At 37.8% G+C, this 20,593-nt stretch carries 17 protein-coding genes and 3 tRNA genes; 5 read left to right on the top strand and 15 right to left on the bottom strand.

From position 1 onward, the window contains the following. Positions 1–6: 6 nt before the first annotated feature. Complete coding sequence (locus ACYQ35_RS00765; protein WP_459829174.1) at positions 7–711, bottom strand: ABC transporter ATP-binding protein; 705 nt, start codon at positions 709–711, stop codon at positions 7–9. A gap of 120 nt (positions 712–831) precedes the next feature. Between ACYQ35_RS00765 and ACYQ35_RS00760 the strand changes: the two genes are divergently transcribed. After that, a complete protein-coding gene (locus tag ACYQ35_RS00760) occupies positions 832–1,260 on the top strand; it encodes a GNAT family N-acetyltransferase (protein WP_009462371.1) in 429 nt (142 codons plus the stop codon). Positions 1,261–1,308: 48 nt separating this feature from the next. Here ACYQ35_RS00760 and ACYQ35_RS00755 read toward each other — a convergent pair whose 3' ends face one another. The 5 genes from ACYQ35_RS00755 to ACYQ35_RS00735 form a co-directional block, all read right to left on the bottom strand. Beyond that, entirely contained in the window at positions 1,309–1,929 is a 621-nt protein-coding gene (locus ACYQ35_RS00755) for an undecaprenyl diphosphate synthase family protein (protein WP_009462369.1), read from the bottom strand. Positions 1,930–2,089: 160 nt separating this feature from the next. Further along, a tRNA-Pro gene (locus tag ACYQ35_RS00750) sits at positions 2,090–2,163 on the bottom strand. Positions 2,164–2,176: 13 nt separating this feature from the next. Beyond that, positions 2,177–2,247 (bottom strand) — tRNA-Gln (locus ACYQ35_RS00745). A gap of 26 nt (positions 2,248–2,273) precedes the next feature. Beyond that, positions 2,274–2,344: transfer RNA gene (locus tag ACYQ35_RS00740), tRNA-Gln, on the bottom strand. A gap of 91 nt (positions 2,345–2,435) precedes the next feature. Further along, the gene (locus tag ACYQ35_RS00735) at positions 2,436–3,074 is read right to left on the bottom strand and encodes a YitT family protein (RefSeq protein WP_009462367.1); all 639 of its coding nucleotides are present in this window, start codon (positions 3,072–3,074) and stop codon (positions 2,436–2,438) included. A gap of 77 nt (positions 3,075–3,151) precedes the next feature. On the opposite strand from ACYQ35_RS00735, the gene ACYQ35_RS00730 reads away from it, so the two are divergent. Beyond that, the gene (locus tag ACYQ35_RS00730) at positions 3,152–3,943 is read left to right on the top strand and encodes a MerR family transcriptional regulator (protein ID WP_459829169.1); all 792 of its coding nucleotides are present in this window, start codon (positions 3,152–3,154) and stop codon (positions 3,941–3,943) included. On the opposite strand, the gene ACYQ35_RS00725 is transcribed toward ACYQ35_RS00730, so the two are convergent. The 5 genes from ACYQ35_RS00725 to ACYQ35_RS00705 form a co-directional block, all read right to left on the bottom strand. Continuing rightward, on the bottom strand, positions 3,938–5,158 hold the full coding sequence (locus tag ACYQ35_RS00725) for an LL-diaminopimelate aminotransferase (protein ID WP_009462364.1): 1,221 nt from the start codon (positions 5,156–5,158) through the stop codon (positions 3,938–3,940). The genes ACYQ35_RS00730 and ACYQ35_RS00725 overlap by 6 nt on opposite strands. Next, positions 5,146–5,925: a diaminopimelate epimerase gene (dapF, locus tag ACYQ35_RS00720; protein WP_009462362.1), complete on the bottom strand. Its 780-nt coding sequence runs from the start codon at positions 5,923–5,925 to the stop codon at positions 5,146–5,148. Before dapF ends, ACYQ35_RS00725 begins: the two co-directional genes overlap by 13 nt. Before the next feature lie 114 nt (positions 5,926–6,039). Then, positions 6,040–7,035, bottom strand: a complete 996-nt coding sequence (locus ACYQ35_RS00715; protein ID WP_009462359.1) for an aldo/keto reductase — start codon at positions 7,033–7,035, stop codon at positions 6,040–6,042. Between the two features lie 107 nt (positions 7,036–7,142). Then, entirely contained in the window at positions 7,143–7,937 is a 795-nt protein-coding gene (proC, locus tag ACYQ35_RS00710; RefSeq protein WP_009462357.1) for a pyrroline-5-carboxylate reductase, read from the bottom strand. Between the two features lie 170 nt (positions 7,938–8,107). Continuing rightward, entirely contained in the window at positions 8,108–12,868 is a 4,761-nt protein-coding gene (locus ACYQ35_RS00705) for an alpha-N-acetylglucosaminidase TIM-barrel domain-containing protein (RefSeq protein WP_459829162.1), read from the bottom strand. 164 nt (positions 12,869–13,032) lie between these two features. On the opposite strand from ACYQ35_RS00705, the gene ACYQ35_RS00700 reads away from it, so the two are divergent. Next, positions 13,033–13,680, top strand: a complete 648-nt coding sequence (locus ACYQ35_RS00700; RefSeq protein ID WP_009462353.1) for a GntR family transcriptional regulator — start codon at positions 13,033–13,035, stop codon at positions 13,678–13,680. Between the two features lie 53 nt (positions 13,681–13,733). On the opposite strand, the gene hypD is transcribed toward ACYQ35_RS00700, so the two are convergent. Both hypD and ACYQ35_RS00690 read right to left on the bottom strand, forming a co-directional pair. Then, positions 13,734–16,106: a trans-4-hydroxy-L-proline dehydratase gene (gene hypD / locus ACYQ35_RS00695; RefSeq protein WP_459829158.1), complete on the bottom strand. Its 2,373-nt coding sequence runs from the start codon at positions 16,104–16,106 to the stop codon at positions 13,734–13,736. Between the two features lie 3 nt (positions 16,107–16,109). Beyond that, the gene (locus tag ACYQ35_RS00690; protein WP_009462349.1) at positions 16,110–17,021 is read right to left on the bottom strand and encodes a trans-4-hydroxy-L-proline dehydratase activase; all 912 of its coding nucleotides are present in this window, start codon (positions 17,019–17,021) and stop codon (positions 16,110–16,112) included. A 257-nt stretch (positions 17,022–17,278) separates the two neighbouring features. On the opposite strand from ACYQ35_RS00690, the gene ACYQ35_RS00685 reads away from it, so the two are divergent. Further along, a complete protein-coding gene (locus ACYQ35_RS00685) occupies positions 17,279–17,851 on the top strand; it encodes a helix-turn-helix domain-containing protein (protein ID WP_009462347.1) in 573 nt (190 codons plus the stop codon). A 374-nt stretch (positions 17,852–18,225) separates the two neighbouring features. Here the strand turns inward: ACYQ35_RS00685 and pcp are convergent, their stop codons facing one another. Continuing rightward, the gene (gene pcp, locus ACYQ35_RS00680) at positions 18,226–18,870 is read right to left on the bottom strand and encodes a pyroglutamyl-peptidase I (protein ID WP_009462344.1); all 645 of its coding nucleotides are present in this window, start codon (positions 18,868–18,870) and stop codon (positions 18,226–18,228) included. 11 nt (positions 18,871–18,881) lie between these two features. Further along, positions 18,882–19,664 carry a M29 family metallopeptidase gene (locus ACYQ35_RS00675; protein ID WP_459829153.1) on the bottom strand — a complete coding sequence of 261 codons (783 nt, stop codon included), beginning with the start codon at positions 19,662–19,664 and terminating at the stop codon, positions 18,882–18,884. Between the two features lie 336 nt (positions 19,665–20,000). On the opposite strand from ACYQ35_RS00675, the gene ACYQ35_RS00670 reads away from it, so the two are divergent. Then, a complete protein-coding gene (locus tag ACYQ35_RS00670; protein WP_459829151.1) occupies positions 20,001–20,591 on the top strand; it encodes a TetR/AcrR family transcriptional regulator in 591 nt (196 codons plus the stop codon). The last annotated feature ends 2 nt before the right edge of the window (positions 20,592–20,593 follow it).

Here is a 20,593-nt window from a genome sequence, read left to right as displayed (position 1 = left end):
CTATATCTACCACTCAATCTCTTCTATTGAAACCGGATTTCTATTTTCTTCTACCTTGGAAACTTTTCCGTTCTTTATATGTATAACTCTGTCTGCCATCGGCGCTATCGCAGAGTTATGGGTAATCAAAATAACCGTCATGCCTTTTTTTCTACAGGTATCCTGTAGTAAAGTCAAAATCGCCTTACCCGTATTGTAGTCCAGCGCTCCTGTCGGTTCGTCACATAAGAGCAGTTTAGGATTTTTCGCCAATGCTCTTGCAATTGATACCCTCTGCTGCTCTCCTCCTGATAACTGTGCCGGAAAGTTATTCAATCTTTCGCCCAATCCTACTTCTTTTAGAACGCTCTCTGCATCAAGAGGATTTTTGCAAATCTGTAACGCCAGTTCCACATTTTCAAGCGCTGTCAGGTTTGGAACAAGATTATAAAACTGAAAAACAAACCCTATGTCATCTCTTCTGTATGCAGTCAGTTTTTTCCTATTGTACTTTGTTATGTCATTGCCGTCCACGAGAACTTCCCCGCTCGTTGCAGTGTCCATTCCACCGAGAATGTTCAAAACTGTCGTTTTCCCCGCTCCACTTGCCCCGACAACAACCGCAAACTCTCCTTTATTAATCTTAAAATCAATTCCTGCCACAGCCTGAATTTCCACTTCCCCCATTTTATATATCTTTTTCACATCTCTCAATTCTACAAACGCACTCATCATCACGCCTCCATTTTGTCGAAACCTCTTGTTTCTTTTTTCCTATCCTATTATAATAATACCATTGTCCCAGCGGACACAACAAGGAAATTTTCTATAAACTATTAAGGAGAAATATGTATGAACCATTTACGAATTATCCCTGTGACAAATGAAGAACTCGTCTATTCTCTCTGTGCGGTGACGGAAGAACTTTTGGACGCTCCTCTTTTGCCGGAAACAATATGTGAAGATATATCCAATGATTTTGAATACTTTTTATTATCGTATGATTATACCTTCGCAGGATTTTCTAAAATCATCGAATCTGATAATCTTTTGCATCTTGATACAATCCACATTCACGAAGACTTTAGAGGCCTGAAAATCTTTTCCTCCCTGCTAAAAAACTATGTTGAACTGTGCCGGTTGCGAAAACTGAGTAAAATCATTTTGACTTGCGATAAACAAAACAGAAACGCCATGGACTGTTTCAAACATTTAGGTTTTCAGGAAACGCACAAAGACGTATCTGTCTCACCAAGCGCGATTATGGAATTATCCATTTAAAGAAATCCAAAACAACCCGCTTTGCTTAAGCGGATTGTTTTGGATTTTTTAGCCTCCCAATGTAATATCCTGTTTATCATACCAACTAATCGCCGCATCGAAATCTCTCTCATCAAAATCCGGCCATAAGTCTTCCACAACATAAAAATCAGCATACACTGACTGTATCGGAAGCATTCCGGACAACCTTCTCATATTCCCCCAGCGAATGACTAAGTCTATCCTTGATATTTCTTTAGAATATGCGTCTTTTCTATGAGCAATACCGGATAAGTCCCAATCCCAGCCGTAATTTACCAGAAAATTTACTTTTATCTCCGGATTTCCGATTTCCTGCCTCGTTGTGTACTGTATAAGTTCTTTCGGAAAATTTTCAGACTCCGCATTTCCCAAAACGAGAAGCGAAACATTCCCTTCTTCTTTAATCAGACGCAAAGCATCAACACACGCCTTTTTAAAAGCCTCCTTTTGCTCCGTCGGCCTCTTACAGTTATCCGTTGTAAATCCATAGTAAGTAATTTCCGAAATCCCGTATTCTTTCGCCTTTCTCAAAACCTGCACGCCGGGATCCAGTCCCTTCTGATACCCGTCCTTCTTCTCCAATTTATGCTGCACTGCCCACCTTCTGTTTCCGTCCGGTATAATCGCAATATGTTTGGGGATTCTCATGTTTGCCACCACCTTATCTATTGCGAGTGTTTCCATGAAACAGGAGTTTATACAGGGAATCAACAAAATTTTTATCATTTTTATATAAAAACAAAAATAAGTTTTCAGATAAAACAACGCCTTAACCGTTATCTTATCCAAAAACTTATCTTCAAATAAATCGAAGTGACGTGATTCGAACACGCGACCTCTACGTCCCGAACGTAGCGCTCTACCAAACTGAGCCACACTTCGAGAATTTTCACAACTACGGAAAAGGGATTCGAACCCCTACAAACAGAGTCAGAGTCTGTTGTGCTACCATTACACCATTCCGCATTAATATATTCAATTTTATCTAAAGACTACGGAAAAGGGATTCGAACCCCTACAAACAGAGTCAGAGTCTGTTGTGCTACCATTACACCATTCCGCATTAATTGTTGTGAAGTAACTGAACCACACAACAAATAATTATAACAGGTTTTTTTCAAAAATCAACTGTTTTTTTAATATTTTTTAAATTTTTATCCTTCCTCCAATTCCAGCGCTTCATATTTTCCAAATTGCTGTACAAAATCAATGATGTACGACGAGATTGTCACCGTAATAATTGAGAAAATAATTCTGCTAAATGGTATATAACTTAGTGATAAAATCAACACGGTAAAGTCAGTAAACATATATGCTTTTGACAGCCTGCAATGCGTCACCTTTGAAATAGCCAATGCCAAGGCATCATCACCTCCACTTGAGCCGCCCTGACGTACAATAAGACCTACTCCCACTCCAACAAAAATTCCTCCTAAAACTGCTGAAACAAACGGATATGAGGACAAATCCAGCAAAACAGGTGGAAACTGTTCCCAGATTTTAAAGAAAAAAGAAACGCTTAATGTGGAAACAAAAGATATTTTTAAAAATCGCCCGCCCAAATATTTATAGGCAAAAATATAACAACTGATATCCAGTATCGGAGTAATCACTGACGGTTCCAACCCAATCCAGTGGTGTATGAGAAGCATCGTACCTATAACTCCGCCTTCCGTCACTCCTGTCTGCTGATGTATATTATAAATGCCAAAGGAACAAATAATCGCTCCAATAATGATGTAATAAATCTTTTTCCATGATAATCCGTCCGTAATTCGTTGAATAATTGTCATTTTTACTTCCTCCTTTGCAATTTATCATAAACCTTAGTATAATACTAAGGTCAACACCTTTTCAAAGGAGAATGTCTATGAAAAAATATTATCATATTGGAGAAATCTCAAAATTATATCATATTGGCACAGATTCTCTGCGCTACTATGAAAAATTAGGGATACTCACACCTACACGAAGTGAAAAAGGATATCGTCTTTATAGTCTGAACGAACTTTGGCGTTTAAATGTCATTCGGGATTTACGCAGTTTGGGGTTTTCTATGGAACAAATTAAAACTTACTTAAATAATAGAACTATTCATTCTACGGAACAACTTCTCACCGAAGAGTTGGCTGTGATTACCGAGAAACTAAATCTACTCGCTAATTTAAGAGAAAATGTGGAAGAACGCCTTCAGACTATACACAATGCTGTCTTACAGCCAATCGGTGAGATTCGGAAAGTATACTATGAGAAACGGTACTGCCATGTCATTCATTCCCCTTACAAAACCGATGAGGAAATGGATATATTAATTAAGCAGTTACTGAATAAGGACGAAGAGAGATTATATATTATCGGCAACAACCGAATAGGTTCTTCCATATCTGCCGAAAACGTCAATAAGAAACTTTTTTGTAACTATGAAAACGTTTTTATAATAGATAGAAACGGGAAAGAATATCTGGAAGAGGGATATTACCTCACTCTCTGCTACAGGGGCAAAAGTAAACAAAATGTCGTTTATATCCCCCAATTATTCCGGTACGCAGAGGAACATCATCTTACTCCCGCAGGTCCCGTACGGGAACTGCTTTGGATTGACATTCATCAGTCAAAAAATACTGAAGAGCATATTACTGAACTGCAGGTGCGCTGCCTATAAAGGTAACGCACTTATTTTTTGCAGCGCTTTCTCCGTATCCTCTCTGCTTCCAAATCCGGTCAGCCTGAAATACCCTTCCCCCGCCATTCCAAATCCTACGCCGGGAGTTCCCACAACATTTGCATTTTCCAAAAGATATGTAAAAAACTCCCACGATTTCATGTGATTTGGTGTCTGCAGCCAGACATATGGTGAATTTTTCCCTCCTTCTGCCATATAGCCCAATTCCGACAATGTTTCCCTTATTTTCCCCGCATTACGCATATAATATCCTATCTGTTCATCAATCTGCCGCTGTCCTTTTTTTGTATATGTCGCTTCCCCTGCTCTCTGTACAATATAGGACGTCCCATTATATTTTGTTTCCTGCCGCCTTTCCCAAAGTGAGTGCAATGTTATCCCTTTTCTCTTTATTTCTTTCGGAATGACGGTTGCTCCGAGACGCAATCCGGTAAATCCTGCTTTCTTTGAAAAACTGCGCACTTCAATGGCACATGTCCTTGCACCGACACACTCATAGATTGTGTGTGGAACATCTTTTTCCGAAATGTATCCTTCATATGCATTATCAAAAAAGATGACTGCTCCCACCTGATTAGCATAATCAACCCACTCCTGCAGCCGTTCTCTCTTCATCACCGCTCCCGTCGGATTATTGGGAAAACAAAGGTAAATCATATCCGGTACCCTCTTCGGTATGTCGGGAAGAAAATTTGTTTCTTTTGTACAATCCATGTAAATTATATTTCTCCACTTATCTATGCGGGAATCATACTTTCCTGCCCGTCCTGCCATTATATTTATATCTGTATATACAGGATACACCGGATTACAAACCGCAACTTTATTCTCCCTGCTAAAAATTTCCTGTAAGTTACCTATGTCGCTTTTGGCGCCGTCCGATATAAAAATTTCATCTGCAGTTATATGACACCCTCTTTTTTTATAGTCATTTTCCGCTATGGCATTTCGCAAAAATTCATATCCCCTGCTGCCCCCGTATCCTCTGAACGTTTCCTTTTTCCCCATCTCCTCCACAGCCTTATGCAGCGCTTCCGTTACAGCTGGAATAAGGGGAAGCGTAACATCTCCTATTCCAAGTCTAATTATCTCTTTTCCCCTATGCTTTTTTTTATATTCCTCCACTCTATTTCTTATCTCCGCAAAGAGATAATCATGAGACAGCGATAAATAATTTTCGTTTACGGCAAACATATGTCAACCTCCCCCTCAAATACGGTTTTCGCTTCTCCCGCTGCGAATATATGATTGCTGTCCTTTTCCCATTCCACAAACAAATTTCCACCGGGCATTTCTACTTCCACATAATTATCCACATACTGTTTTTTCATACAGGACACTGCGGCCGCACACGCTCCTGTTCCGCAAGCCAACGTCTCACCCGTACCTCTTTCCTTCACTCTCATGCTGATTTTGTTCCTATTCAGAACCGTCACAAACTCTACATTAACTTTTTCATACTCTTGCCATTCTTTCATCTGTATTCGTTTTGGATCGTCCACATATACGACCAAATGTGGATTTCCCATAGAAATATAATCTGCTGTATACTCTTCCTCTCCCATTACAATTTTTTTATTTTCTTCTCCTATACTTGGTTGTCCCATATCCGCCAGTATTGTTTCCGAATATTTCTTTTGAAATATTTTCGTTTCTATTATCCCATTATAAGTTTCTATTTTAATATTTTTATTTTTGACAATTTTCTTGTCATACACATACTTTGCCACACATCGGATACCGTTTCCACATATTTCTCCTTCCGTACCGTCCGCATTAAACATTCTCATTTTAACGTCCGCTTTCTCAGAAAAGTCAATCAGAATCAATCCGTCACCACCCACCCCAAAATGTCTGTCACTTAGTTTCTGCGCCAGCACACTCGGATTCTCTATTTTTTCTTCCATGGCATTTACATAGATATAATCGTTTCCCAGCGCCTGCATTTTTGTAAACCTCATTACCATTCTCCTTTTTTCTTTTTCCACTACCATATGTTGCCGGGAACAAAAATATGTTTTATCTTATGTGTGGCAATAAAAAAAGAGAGTCAAAACTCTCTTTTACACTTTGTACTATTTTTTAGAAATAGAATCAATCGCATCTAACTCTTCCTGTGTAAATGCCGTATTTTCCACTATTTTTACGTTCTCTTTAATCTGCTCAGGGGAAGATGCTCCAATCAACACGCTTGTTACATCGCCGTCACGAATTACCCACGACAATGCCATCTGCGCTAATGTCTGTCCGCGTTCTTTCGCAATTTGATTTAACGCTTCAATCTGTTCCAGACGTTCTTTTGTAATTGCACTTTCTTTCAAAAATCTTCCGTCTTTTTTGATTCTGCTATTTTCAGGAATGCCGCGTAGGTATTTATCTGTCAAAAGCCCCTGCGCCAACGGGCTGAAAGCAATCAGACCACAACCGTTCTCCGACGCAAACGTTTTTAGCCCGTCCTCCTCAATCCAGCGGTCAAAAATGGAATATCTCACCTGATTGATGATAAACGGACATCTTAATTCTTTTAAAATCTCCATTGCCTTTTTCGTTGTCTTTGCATCATAGTTGGAAATTCCTGCGTAGAGTGCTTTTCCCTGTTTTACTGCCGTATCTAACGCCATCATACTCTCTTCAAGCGGTGTTGCCGGATCCATTCGGTGATGATAAAAAATATCTACATAATCCAGTCCCATTCTCTGCAAACTGCTGTCAAGACTGGATAATAAGTATTTTCTGCTGCCCCAGTTTCCGTAAGGGCCGTCCCACATTTCATATCCCGCTTTCGTGCTGATAACAAGTTCATTTCTATACGGTTTCAATTCTCCATTAATTATTTTGCCAAAATTTTCTTCCGCACTCCCATTTTGCGGTCCATAATTGTTTGCCAAATCAAAATGAGTAATTCCGGAGTCAAAAGCTGCCTCACACATATTTACCATATTTTCAAAAGAATCATTTGTTCCAAAATTGTGCCATAACCCTAATGAAACTGCCGGTAATTTTAATCCACTGTTTCCGCTGCGAAAATAATTCATTTTTTCATATCGTTTTTCATCTGCAATATAACTCATGTTCATACCTCCTTATCATTTCCACTATATTATACCCCATTCTTTTTCTAAAAGATACTAAAAAAACTTCTTCCACCACGCTGTGATGAAAGAAGTTGGCCTATTTTTTATAGTCCTCTCGCAATTTTAACGCATGCTTTCATTGCCTCAATGACACTGCTTCTAAATCCTTTTTCTTCTAATACACGAACTGCTTCGATTGTTGTTCCTCCCGGTGAACAAACCATATCTTTCAATTCTCCAGGGTGTTTTCCTGTTTCCAAAACCATCTTGGCACTTCCCATAACTGCCTGTGCGGCAAATTTATATGCCTGCTGTCTTGGCATTCCGTCAGCAACCGCTGCATCTGCCATTGCTTCGATGAACATAAATACATACGCAGGTGAACTTCCGCTTACAGACACAACAACGTCCATAAGTTTTTCACTCAACACTTCCGCTTTTCCAAATCCGCTTAAAATATTGCATACTGTATCTAATTCTTCTTTTGTCACTAATTCATTATGACAAACTCCTGTAATTCCTTCACCTACCAGAGCCGGTGTGTTTGGCATTGTACGAACAATTTTTACCGGGTGTCCAAACGCATCTGCAAGATATTCCAAAGTTTTTCCCGGTGCAATTGTAACGATAATCTGATTTTCTGTAATGCAGTCTTTAATCTCGTTAATAACATCTGCATAAAATTGTGGTTTTACTGACAATACTACGATTTCTGCTTTTGTTGCCACTTCCTTATTGTCCGTTGTGACATGAATTCCCAATTCTTCTTTTGTTTTCTCTAATCCCGGAACATACATATCAGAAGCAATTACTTCTTCAGCAGTTAAAATACCATTCTTTAAAATTCCGCCCATCATTGCTTTTGCCATATTTCCGGCACCGATAAATCCTAATTTCATTTTTCTTCTTCCTTTCGCTTTAATGTATACATTATTTTCTTTTGTATACAATATATCACTTTTTATTTCTCCTGTCAAGATTCCTTTTCTATAAAAAAGATTGTGCAGCCACACAGACAAAATGAGGATAGAATTCTCATTCTACCCCCATTTCAAGTCCCTATAAAGTTTTATTTATCCGCATTGCGGCGTTTTTTTGTCTCTGCAAAAACAATGTAGCCGCCTGCCATTACCGCTAACAACATAAATCCTAATCCGTTTGTTGTATCACCTGTCTCAGGAACTGTGTTATCTGGTTTCTGCTGTGGCTTTTGCGGTTTCTGTTGTGGGATTTCCGGATTTTCCGGTTTCTCTGGCTGCTGTGGTTCTCCGGTTTCTGCCTCTTTTAATCCGGCAACTGCCGATTTTAAGTCTGCAAGTAACTCTTTCATCTTTGCTTCACTTACATCACTTGTATCTTTAAGTGCATTTTCCACTTTTTCTTTTGCTTCCGCATATACATTCCAAGTTTCTTCTGTATAAACGCTTTCTTCTTTTACACCTGCAATAAGTTTGTCATATTCTGCTTTGCTTTTTTCGGCGTCCGCTTTCTTTTCCAATTTCATTGCTTTTGTAAGTTCGTCCACCATCAAATCAATTTCTGACTGTTCTGTTGCTTCTGCGAGAACTTTTTCCGCTTTGGCAATCGCTTCGTTCAATGCATTTACACTTGATGTTGTATAGCCTTCTTTTTCCAATGCTTTTGCTTCTGTAATTTCTACTTCCAATGCTTCTTTATCTAACACCGGAACATCTGCTTTTTCCTGTGTCAAACGCATTTCCGCTGCCGAAGCATAGTTATTACTGCTATTTGTATAGGATTCCACCGCGTATATTCTTACAAACTTTGCTTCTCTTTCTTCAAAAGTCGCCTTTTTCCAGCCCGGAACTTCGTCCCAGTCCCCTGAGACCGCTTCCGTGAAGTTTTTGCCGTCCATACTTGTTTCGATTCTATATTTTGTAATAAAACCGTTTCCATACTCGCTGCGTGTCTGTAAACGCACACCGTTTACTTTCTGTGCCTCAGGAAGTTCCAACTGTAACCATAAATCTTCACGTTTTGCTCCGTCCCATGAAGAATGCCAGATTGTTGCCTGATTATCGTCCAACACATTCACAGCCGCACCTTCTTCTCCCGGTGTCTTTGACTGCTCACTTCCCGCTGTCGCTTTGATTCCTTCTACTTTAATATCGTTAGAATCATCTGCATTTGGATCTTTTACGGAAAATTCTTTTAAAATTGTTTCTCCGATTTTATCTAAGTTCTTTAAGTTTTCTTTATTTGGAGTGTTTGTGTATTCTGTGTTTTCTCTTACCCATTTCCACTCCCATTCAAACCAGTTAATATTTTCAGGCTGTTTTCCGTCTAATTCATCGTTTCTCGCCTGAATCCATTTCTGCCATCTTACTTTATAGAAATCTTTTAACAGACCTGACCACTGACGGTTAGAATAGTCTTTCAATCCGCCGCCTTCCGCCTGATTTATTGAGCCCCATGTTGTCACTAAGGCTTTTGCATTAAATTCGTATAAGTCTTTTGTAAAGTCGTCGGCATTCTTTGCCAGCGCTTTCGCCTGCTCTACCCAAGTACCAAGTAAATAGTATTTGCTTGTACTTGTCACTTTTTCCATACTATCAATGATGCTTAAAAATTTGTCTGCATATGTATTAAACTCTTCTTTGTTGTTTTCTTTGAAAGCATTTGCCATCTTGCGCTGATATTCTTGAGCACTGTTTGACAATACCTGTTGTAACATTGTCGCCAAATCATACATATAGCCGTCACTGTCTTTTAATTTGTCATAATCTTTTAAAAGAAGTTCCGCCGCTTTTTCCAATTTCGCTTTGTCATAACTGATAACCGCATTTCCCCATGTGGAAGCCGCTCCGATATCCAATGCAGGACGGGCATTTACAACCGATTCAGGTGCTCCCTGTCCCTTCATATTTAACTCTGCTTTATAAACCGTATCTTTCATAATCAATAAAGCTTCATATGCTGACTGACTTTCTTTTCCGTATCTTCTTTTTGCATAGTCTTTCAACCATTTGTCCAAATCAATTACAGGAAGTTTTTCCTTTGCATTGTCTGTCCAAACAGTTTCAAATAAGAAATCGTATAATAATGGGTTGTTTACACTTGCTTCCGGCGTAATTCCAATTCCTTCCATATGTTTTGCACTGTTTAATGCTGCAGGGATATTCTTTGCCAGATTATCTAAATGACCGTGAAGTCCAAGACGTCCTCCAAAGTTATTTAACATACAGAATACCCACGGCGTATCATTAAATTCTCCGCCACCGTACTCATTTGGATTTGTTTCATTCCAGTGTGGTGTTTTTTCAGCATAAAGGTCTAACACTAATGCGTGTTCCTTTCTTCCCTCAAGCCCTTTAAGTAACGCTGTTGTTGGGTTTCCCTGCCATGACTGGATAATCCAAATTCCGTCTTTGTCCGCTTCTAACATTGCATCCAATACTTTACCTGCGATAACTGTCGGATTTAATCCGCCTGTATCTCCACCTTCATGGAACGGGTCAGTTGCATAGTAATGTGCACTTTCTCCATATACTTCTTTCTGTGCCTGATAAAAAAGTTTTGCATATTTATCAAAAGATGCACTGTCTGTTTTTAACATATCCGGTCTTCTAAATGAACACCATGTTCCTTGCTCAATCACTTCCGCACTAGAATCTTTTTCTCGAATATTTGTCGGTACCATTCCACTGTATCCCTGTAATACCGGCTGCATTCCAAGTCTTCTCATTGATAACTGATTTTTTCTTGCAAGTTCTGTTCTCTCTTCAAACCATGAATCGTGGATTGGTCCGCCGAACCCACTTAAATTCGCCATATACGCCCATGCATAATATGCAGGACCTGCAATATAGTCTTTAATTTCCTCATGTGTGTATCCTAAATCTTCAAGAAATCTACGCCATACTTCTTCCTGAGCAGTTGCATCTAAAACAACATTTACACCGTTTAATGCAAGCCAGTCAAGTTCATTACGCCACTCTTTTTCTCCCCAGAACGCCATAGAATAAGAGAGTGTACAGTAATTATACGAATATCTTGTTCCTACTTTTGTTTCTTTATGTACTTTTTCTCCGATTGGCACAATTTTCGCCGGCATATCTGCCTGATCGCCTACCTGAGAAATATTTACGTTACAGAAATATTTCAAGTAATGATTTAATCCCATGGCAAGAGAAACACCGTCATTTCCCGTAATCTGCACTTTTCCGCCTTTATCACTTAACTCGAAGTAATCGTATCCTGTTTTATTTGGATTTTCCTGTAATTTCAAATCAAACCATGATTTATATTCCGCCCCTAATCTTCTTTCGATAATTCCGCGAACTTCTTCATAAGTTTGTTCAGGTGTTACTTTTTCTGTATTTGCATAACTACTGTCTTTGAAATCTTTTACATTTACTTCCGGACGAGTCTGTACTTTTGTACCGCTCTTTTCACCTGTAGCACGGATTTCTTTGATTACAGCCGCTGGACTTGTAGAATTGTATTCCATATATACACGGATAATGCGGGCTTCTTTTCCTTTCGCCTGATAAATCTCTCCTTTATCCGTACAACTTTCTGTGGAAGTTTTTTCCGCTAATTTATCGAAATCTCTTCCATTCATACTTGTATAAATCGAATACTGAGAATACCCTTTTTCCTGTGTGAAAATTTCTACTGTATTTAAGTTATAATTTTCCTTTAAGTCAATATCAACGTATCCCGGATAATATTCCCCAGTCCACATTGTATTTTTGCTTCCATCATTTACTTTAGAAGCATTTTTCTGATTAGAATTTGAATGTACCGGCTTTTTAAATGCAATGCTGTCTGAATCATCAATCTCTTCTTCCGCTCCATATACACGGAATTCTGCCACAGCCGGCCAGCCGTTCCCCTGACTGTTTGTCGTAGAGTGTATTACGATTTTCACATCAGAGTAAGCTGTTTCATCGAATTTATATCCCTGCACATAATTATCTGTACGATTTGCCTTCGCATGGTCTACAATTTTTGTATACTCAGCCGCACCTTTTGCTTTTCCTAAAATACTGTATGTAAATTCGTATGTATATTCATCTGCAGCACCTACGTGTTCAAATACAATCTCACAGGCATTCATCATTCTCTCTTCTGCAAAAGAAAGATTAATGTATTTCTCTGAATCCTGTGCGGCATTATGAAATTTATATAATGTTGTGTCGTTATCGTCTACAAGGCGATCTTTCCCTTCTGACGGATTTTCATTACCGTCTGTTGTGATTTCTGCCTGTGAAGCGATATTGTTGTAGTCAGATAAGTGAACTTCCTGCATCTCATACACTTCAATTTCGTGAATGGACGGCCAGAAATATACTTCTCCTCCATCATGGGCAACAGGTTCGGACAGGATAACACGAATATCAGAGGAAGATGCTGTCTGCTCTAATTCAAATACTGCATCTGCCGTATCATTTGCATCACCAGTTGTTGTAACTACCTTTTCTCCAATCGTCAGCCAGTCTGATGTAATACCATTTTGCGCACGCTGTACCGTTACTTTTACTTTGCGGTTTGCGTAATCATTTCCACCGACTTTTACAACCACTTTCTTTACATTCGTTCCGTTTTCAGCCAGTTTCATATCGACTATTGCGTCTTTATTAATTGACCAGCCGTTTTGCTGCCACGAAGTCTTATCGTCTCCGTCAACCATGTCTGACGCAGAACCGCTTCCTGTGTTTTGTACAGTAATCTTTACACCTTCTTTCCTTGCAACGTTGACAAGTTCCTCTCTCGCCTCAACGCTTAACGGTACACTGAATAATGTTCCCGATATAAGGCAAAAAGAAAGCAACAAACTGCACATTTTTTTCATTACCTTTTTCATTTGTTCTCCTCCGTTGATTATTTGTCAATAATTGGGTATTAACTTTCTTATCATATCATAACTCATTGGCTAATACAATTTTTCCTTTACATATTCTCTTGTATTTTTCTTTGCCATTATATACAATAGAATGTATACATTAACAATGAGAAAGAGGTGTCCTTATGGCAACGCAAAGCAAATCTCTTGCAGATAAGGCTTATCATACAATTAAAACAAATATTTTAAATCTGACTTACCCTCCCGGAATGCCGCTTACCGAAGCAATTCTCACTGAGGAACTGGAAATGAGCCGCAATCCGGTCAGAACCGCAATTAAAATGCTGCAGGCAGAGGGCCTTATCGTTTCGGGATACCACAAATCCATGACCGTAAAAGAAATCACAGACAAGGATATAGAGGAGATTTATCAGTTGAGAGAACTTTTTGAGGGTTCTGCTTTTAAATTAATCTTTTCTTCCAACCGTTTTGAAGAATATTCTTATCGCATTGAGGAAAAAGTTGTCCGTATGTGTGCCGCAACGAACAATCCATACGAGTGGGAGGTTGCCGACACAAAAATGCACTTGGAAATTGTCAGCATCTTCGATAATACGAGAATCAATAAATTCTATGAGAGTAATCTTTTTGAACTTATCCGCATGGGATTATATTCCCTCAAAAACGGTATGCAGATAGAAAAAACGAATGCCAACCTGAAGAAAATGGTACAGTATATGCGTAACAACGATTACGAAAATGCCTATGCCATTTTAACGCAGGATCACTTTATGACCGGAAAAGACAGCGCATTAGGCGAATATCACCACTAAAATAAGAAGCACATTCCCCCCGAAATGTGCTTCTTATTTTATCTATACTATTTTTAGTTAAACGACTGTTCCGTTCTTTCAATAATCTCATCTTGCAATGCTTTGCTCAGATTGCGGAAGTGATCACTGTAACCTGCAACACGGACAATTAAGTCTTTATATTCATCTGGATTTTTTTGTGCCTGAATTAATGTTTCTTTATCGATAACATTAAACTGAATATGATGTCCGTCCATATTGAAGTATGCTCTTACTAAATCCGCCATATGTGTCAAACCTTCTTCACCTGCAACAACACTCGGTGTAAATTTCTGATTCAACAGTGTACCACCCGTTCTCAAGTGATCCATTTTTGCACATGATTTAATTACCGCTGTCGGTCCGTTTACGTCCGCACCTTTTTCAGGAGAAATACCTTCTGAAACCGGTTTCTGTGCAAGACGTCCGTTTGGACTTGCATTCATAACTTCTCCAAAGTATACATGACATGTTGTCGGAAGCATATTTACTCTGTATGTACCGCCCTTCATGTTAGGTCTTCCCGTAACCGTCTTCTGGTAGAAATTAAATACATCTTTCATAATGCCATCTGCGTAATCATCGTCATTTCCATATTTTGGTGTCTTATTACGAACAAGGTTTGCAATTCTTTCATAACCTTCGTAGTTATGTTCCATTGCCTCGATAAGTTCTTCCATTGTGAATTTCTGCTCATCGAATACGTTATACTTAATTGCTGACAATGAGTCTGTAATTGTTCCGATACCTACACCCTGTAAATAGTTCGTATTGTATCTTGCACCACCTGCATTGTAGTCTTTTCCTTTTGAAATACAATCATTTGTAATAATAGAAAGGAATGGAGCAGGCATATATTCTGCATAGATTTTCTCAATAATGTTACTTCCTTCAATTTTAATATCCACAAGATATTCAATCTGTTTCTTATAAGCATCGTATAATTCTTCATAAGATTTGAAATCTTTTGCATATCCGAGAGGAAGACCAATCTGTTTTTTGCTTACGATGTCATAACCGTTATATAATGTTAATTCCAAAATCTTTGGAAGGTTAAAATATCCTGTTAAAATATACGCTTCGTTTCCGAATGCTCCTGTTTCTACACAGCCGCTTGTTCCACCGCGTCTTGCATCTTCAATTGTTTTTCCGGCATTTAATAATTCCTGAATAATCGCTTCCGTGTTATAGAAAGCAGGCTGTCCCCAACCTTTTCTTGATATTTCACAAGCACGTTTTAAGAATTTTGTCGGTGTTTTCTTACTAATCTGTACGTTTGAACTTGGCTGTAACAGTTTCATTTCGTCCATACAGTCTAAGATTAAATAACTTACTTCGTTGACACCATTTTCGCCTTCCGGTGTGATACCGCCGGTATTTAAGTTTGCAAAGTCTGTGTATGTTCCACTTTCTTTTAATGTAACCCCTACTTTTGGAGGCGCCGGCTGGTTATTGAATTTTACCCATAAACATTCTAATAATTCCAACGCTTTTTCATCATCTAAAATACCTTCTTCTGTATCTTTCTGATAGAACGGATTCAAGTGCTGGTCAAATCTTCCCGGGCTGTATGCGTCCCATGGATTTAACTCTGTTGTAACTCCAAGATGAACAAACCAGTACATCTGAATTGCCTGCCAGAATGTCTGTGGAGCATGTGCCGGTACAACATCACAGTTTGCCGCAATCTGAAGTAACTCTGCTTTACGAGTCTCATCTGTCTCTTTATCTGCAAGTTCTCTTGCATATTTTGCGTATCTTTCACCTAAAATCATAATGGCATCACAGCAGATTTCCATCGCATTTAACTGTGCCTTTTTGTCTAACGCCTCTTTATCGTTTAAGAAATCCAAGTTATTTCTCGCTTCGATAATGTCGTTTTTATAATCTAAAAATCCTTTTTTATAAATCTTTTCTGATCCTACTGTATGTCCCGGTCCACGCTGTTCCATAAACTCGGTGAAAATACCTGCTGCATAGGCATCTTTCCACTCCTGACTCATATTCGCTAAGATTTTATGACGAACAGAACGTTTTTCCCAAAATGGAATGATTTTTTCTTCCTGTAATTTTAAATCTTCTTCTGAAACACGGAAATAAATCAAATCACGCGCATTCATAATTTTCATATCTTCTACTGTATGACAGCACAATTCAGGGAAAGATGGTGCAGCCTGTGGTCCGTCACCTTTTTCTCCCACGATTAATTCTCCGTCGTTGATGCATAATGTTTTATTAGCCATAAAATGTTTAAAAGCCAACGCACGAAGTTCCGGAACGGAAACACTTCCTTCATACATCATGTACGCATCTGTTTCCAAGTCCGCCCTTTCCATATAAATGTGTGGTTCTGTCTCCAAACTCTGTTTTCTTAATCTGCGGATTCTTTCGTTCATTCCTCTTTCCATCTCTTAACCTCCTATTTTGGTGTTTGTAAAACCATTTTTCTGAAACATTTCTTTTAACTCTTCCATTCTCTCTTTAGAAGGAACAGTAAATTCTTTTCCTTTATATGTAACATCTAATCTTTGATATTTGCTGCTTGCAATGTCATGGTATGGCAACAGGTTTACCTGTGCTACCGAAATATTTTCTTTTAAATAAGAAATAATTGCCTGTATTTCTTCGTCACTGTCATTCACTCCCCCGATGACCGGAATGCGAATATAAATTCTCGCTCCATTGTCACTTAAATATTTCAGGTTGGTGAAAATCAATTCGTTGCTCTGCCCCATGTATTTCTTATGCTTTTCATTATCCATCAATTTAATATCATATAAAAACGTATCCACATACGGCAAAACAATTTGGAAATTTTCTTCAGGCGCAAATCCACATGTATCAATCGTAATGTTATAACCTTTTCTCTTTAACTTTTTCAGAAGTTCCTCTATATATTCCATATCCTGTGCCATAACTTCCCCACCGGAAAGCGTAACACCCCCAAACGACTCTTCATAAAACATATAGTCTTTATCCACTTCTTTTACTAACTCCGCAATTGTATATTGTTTCCCAACAACTTCTCTCGCATTATTTACACAATAGTCCAAACACGTACTGCATACTTTACATTTCGTTCTGTCCGTACACTGCTTACAATTGTCTATATGAATAGCTTTCTCCGGACAAACCTGCTCACAAGCACGGCACCCTGTACACTTTTCTGTGTTAATCATAACTTCCGGCGCAAAATTCTGGCTCTCCGGATTATGACACCACCAGCAATTCAAATAACAACCTTTAAAAAAAATAGTTGTCCGTATGCCGTCCCCGTCATGCACAGAAAACTTTTGGATATTAATTACATTTGGTGTTCTCATATTTCCTCCATTTTCATTTAAATGAAATTTTTATCCGCTTTTTTCATTATATCACATTGTTATTCTTTTGTCATGATATTTTTTATTGTTTTCATAAAAATTTCTAAAAAGAGAATACGCTTTCATTTATTCATTAATCTTTATACAACTCGTTTTATCTGCGTTCTTTTCACCTGTCAAATGCTTGACATTACAACCAACTGGTAATAATATAAACAATATCTTTTAAAGATAGTAAGAGAAAAAGAGGTAAAATCATGGATACAAATGCAATTATCGGACTTAGAATCAAAAATCTTCGTACCGAAAAAAAATATACTTTAAAATATTTAAGCGAAAACACCGGACTATCCATTGGATTTCTCTCCCAATTGGAACGAGGAATGACAAGTATAGCCATCGATTCTTTGGATAAAATTTCTAAGGTTTTAGATGTAGAACTATCCAGTTTTTTCACTACGAATATAAAACCAAATGATGTACATATAATGAGGCGCTATGAACAGAAATCTACTGTTGTAAATCCTGAAATTATTGAGCACGCTCTCACAAATCATGTAGAAGAATTTGATCTTCTTCCAAGACTTGTAGAACTTATGCCCGCATTACAGGATGAAAGTGATTTAGAACTTTATTCCCACGGCGGTGAAGAATTTATTTATATATTGGAAGGTATCTTGACTTTGCAGATTGAGGAAGATATTTATCATTTATATCCCGGAGATTCAGCCCATGTACATTCAAATATTTCTCACAACTGGAAAAATGATACAAATACTGTTGTAAAATTTTTAACTGTACATACTCCGAATCCTCTGCGCCACAAATAAAATATATACAGATTTGATTTTTCGTGATACAATAGATTTAGTTAAAAATTTGTAGTTTAGAATCGGAGGCGTTTACAATGGGATTTTTAGTTTGCATTATTGCAGTCAGCATTATCGCTGCCATTGTTGCAGCAGTTGTTTCCGCATCAGCCGGTGCTTTAATCGGTGCTCAGGAAATAGACGATGAGGAATAAGCATCGAAAGTAAAGAGGGGTATCGCTCAATCATCAAATGTAATGATTGAGTGATCCCCCTTCTCTATATACAAAGAATTTTCAGATAGAATCTTTTAGTTTTAGAATTGATAAGTTTGATACTATAAGAACCTCTATATTATATATATATTCTCTTGTGTTTCATTTTATCGCTATAGTTTAATCTGTAATTCCCATCGATATTTCTACTTCTTCTCTTGTTTCCACAATTGCTTCTATTGCATATTCTAAAGCTTTTGCCATCGTTTCAATCGACATAGTTGCTGTACCCAAAGGCTTTCCAACACCTTGCTGTGTAGAATATGGTACATGAATAAATCCGCCACGAACATTTGGATATTTTTTATTGAGTGTATAAAGTAAATCATACATTACATTATTACATACATATGTCCCCGCCGTATAAGAAACACTTGCTGGAATTCCATGTTCATTAATATTTTTTACCATTGCTTTTACAGGTACTGTCGCAAAATATGCTGTTTCTCCATCCTTTTGCGATTTTTCATCAATAGGCTGATTTCCCGCATTATCAGGAATCGGAGCCTCACACAAATTAATCGCAATTCTTTCTACCTGTATATCCGCTCTTCTTCCTGCTTGTCCGATACAAAGTACCACATCTGGATGATGTTCTTCTATAGCTTTCTCCACTTTTTTCCCTGCTTCACCAAATACAGTCGGTATCTCCACCTTTATAATTTCCGCATTTTTAACTGTATCATGAATTAATTTTACTGATTCATAAGCTGGATTAACCGTTTCTCCACCAAATGGATCAAATCCTGTAACTAAAACTTTCATTCTTTGCCTCCTTAATATACTTCTGGTTCAGGGGTAATAATTTTTCCCTCCATCATAATCTGCCGATTATCGGCATAAATATTCGGCTCCCTACAAACCAAATCATAGTGCCCGCTTGCTTCATGCACTCCGCCTAAAGCAAGATTTCTCCCAAATCCGATATGAAACGTTCCATATGCCGACTCATCTTCAATATAACATTTTCCTCGACATTTGGATTGAGAATTTAATCCAATTCCAAGTTCACTTGCAACCCAAACCCTTTCATCATCATAACTTTTCAAGTATTCTTGGAGTTGACATCCTGTAATCGTGTCTTCTATCTTTGTAATTTTCCCTTGTGAAATATCTATTTTTGTTGGATAATCTGCTTTCCCAATATATCCAAGCGAGCCATCTAAGACCATGACCCCTTCACTTTTAGTTTCTTCTATTGGAACATATACTTCAATACTAGCCGACGAATACCCTTTCCCATCTTTTAATACTCCATTAAAAAATCCGGCTTTTCTATTTCTTTTATATACTTTCAAATCCGTTCCATTCTTAGAAGTGATATGAATAACACTCGCTGAATTTAAGTACTTCATAATGACCATCGCAAGCATTTTACTTTTCTTTGTATCCATGGTCATAAAATCATAACTCAGCATCGCTTTTCCATCATTTGTACAAAGCGGAAGGGAAAGAAATTTTTTTCCTTTTTTAATTGCCTTTTTCGCAGCTTTGGTTGTAACTAAGGAATAGTTCGTCGCACCTATAATGACATGATAATTTCCTAAGTTGCAATTCATATTGCGAAAAACTCTCTGGAACTTCCTCTCCTTCTGTTGTAGAAACAACCGGAAATTCAGCTGATACAGATTGAAAACCTTTTAAAAGAGCAAATTCAATCAAGCGATTTCTCTCTGTTTTTCCCATCTTTTTTGGGAGTTGAATTTTTTTCTGTTTCTCCACATAAACACTCCTTTCTCTCATTCATTTTCTTGAATCGTACCTTATTCCGTACTACATTCTACTTATTTTGTTATAATTTTAGCAATCTATTTATAAACTGTCAAGACTTGTATCCCTTACGGTTTTCGTGATATAATAATGAAATATAACGAGTAATAAAGGATATTTATTTTATGAGAAAAAAAGCAATAAACACTACTATAAAAGAACAATTAATAAGCGCTACCTGGGAATTATTTTTGGAAAAAGGATATGATGCAACAACTGTTAATGAAATTATAGAACGTTCTCAAACATCTAGAGGTTCTTTTTATCATCACTTCAGAGGAAAAGAAGATCTTATATTTAGTCTTGCCTATTTCTTCGATAATGATTATGACGAATGGTTGAAATCTCTTCCTTCTAATTTAAGTGCGGTCGACAAATTAATTACATTCGATGAATTTATTTTGAGCAACCTGGAGCATTCCCCATATATTTCTTTTTTTCAAACACTATATGGACTTCAAGTCATGACACAAGGCACTAGATACATCCTAAACCCCAAACGTCGGTATTACCAAATTCTTAATCAACTTGTAAAAGAAGGCCTTGATTCAGGAGAAATTATTTCATCAGAATCTTATACAGAAATCAGCGAAAAAATTGCTTCTTTAGAGCGTGGTCTTACTTACGATTGGTGTTTACAGGAACATCGATATTCTCTACTTCACTATGCACATGGCATCGTTTGTACCTATTTAGAATCATTACGTAAACACTAATC

Source organism: Faecalimonas hominis (genome assembly GCF_054660755.1).
This window is presented reverse-complemented; position numbering and strand designations above follow the sequence as displayed.

Bases quoted from the DNA above. Each gene is read 5' to 3' on its own strand.
- ACYQ35_RS00765 (WP_459829174.1), bottom strand. From the start codon at position 711: ATGAGTGCGTTTGTAGAATTGAGAGATGTGAAAAAGATATATAAAATG.
- ACYQ35_RS00760 (WP_009462371.1), top strand. From the start codon at position 832: ATGAACCATTTACGAATTATCCCTGTGACAAATGAAGAACTCGTCTAT.
- ACYQ35_RS00755 (WP_009462369.1), bottom strand. From the start codon at position 1,929: ATGAGAATCCCCAAACATATTGCGATTATACCGGACGGAAACAGAAGG.
- ACYQ35_RS00735 (WP_009462367.1), bottom strand. From the start codon at position 3,074: ATGACAATTATTCAACGAATTACGGACGGATTATCATGGAAAAAGATT.
- ACYQ35_RS00730 (WP_459829169.1), top strand. From the start codon at position 3,152: ATGAAAAAATATTATCATATTGGAGAAATCTCAAAATTATATCATATT.
- ACYQ35_RS00725 (WP_009462364.1), bottom strand. From the start codon at position 5,158: ATGTTTGCCGTAAACGAAAATTATTTATCGCTGTCTCATGATTATCTC.
- dapF (WP_009462362.1), bottom strand. From the start codon at position 5,925: ATGAGGTTTACAAAAATGCAGGCGCTGGGAAACGATTATATCTATGTA.
- ACYQ35_RS00715 (WP_009462359.1), bottom strand. From the start codon at position 7,035: ATGAGTTATATTGCAGATGAAAAACGATATGAAAAAATGAATTATTTT.
- proC (WP_009462357.1), bottom strand. From the start codon at position 7,937: ATGAAATTAGGATTTATCGGTGCCGGAAATATGGCAAAAGCAATGATG.
- ACYQ35_RS00705 (WP_459829162.1), bottom strand. From the start codon at position 12,868: ATGAAAAAGGTAATGAAAAAAATGTGCAGTTTGTTGCTTTCTTTTTGC.
- ACYQ35_RS00700 (WP_009462353.1), top strand. From the start codon at position 13,033: ATGGCAACGCAAAGCAAATCTCTTGCAGATAAGGCTTATCATACAATT.
- hypD (WP_459829158.1), bottom strand. From the start codon at position 16,106: ATGGAAAGAGGAATGAACGAAAGAATCCGCAGATTAAGAAAACAGAGT.
- ACYQ35_RS00690 (WP_009462349.1), bottom strand. From the start codon at position 17,021: ATGAGAACACCAAATGTAATTAATATCCAAAAGTTTTCTGTGCATGAC.
- ACYQ35_RS00685 (WP_009462347.1), top strand. From the start codon at position 17,279: ATGGATACAAATGCAATTATCGGACTTAGAATCAAAAATCTTCGTACC.
- pcp (WP_009462344.1), bottom strand. From the start codon at position 18,870: ATGAAAGTTTTAGTTACAGGATTTGATCCATTTGGTGGAGAAACGGTT.
- ACYQ35_RS00675 (WP_459829153.1), bottom strand. From the start codon at position 19,664: ATGAATTGCAACTTAGGAAATTATCATGTCATTATAGGTGCGACGAAC.
- ACYQ35_RS00670 (WP_459829151.1), top strand. From the start codon at position 20,001: ATGAGAAAAAAAGCAATAAACACTACTATAAAAGAACAATTAATAAGC.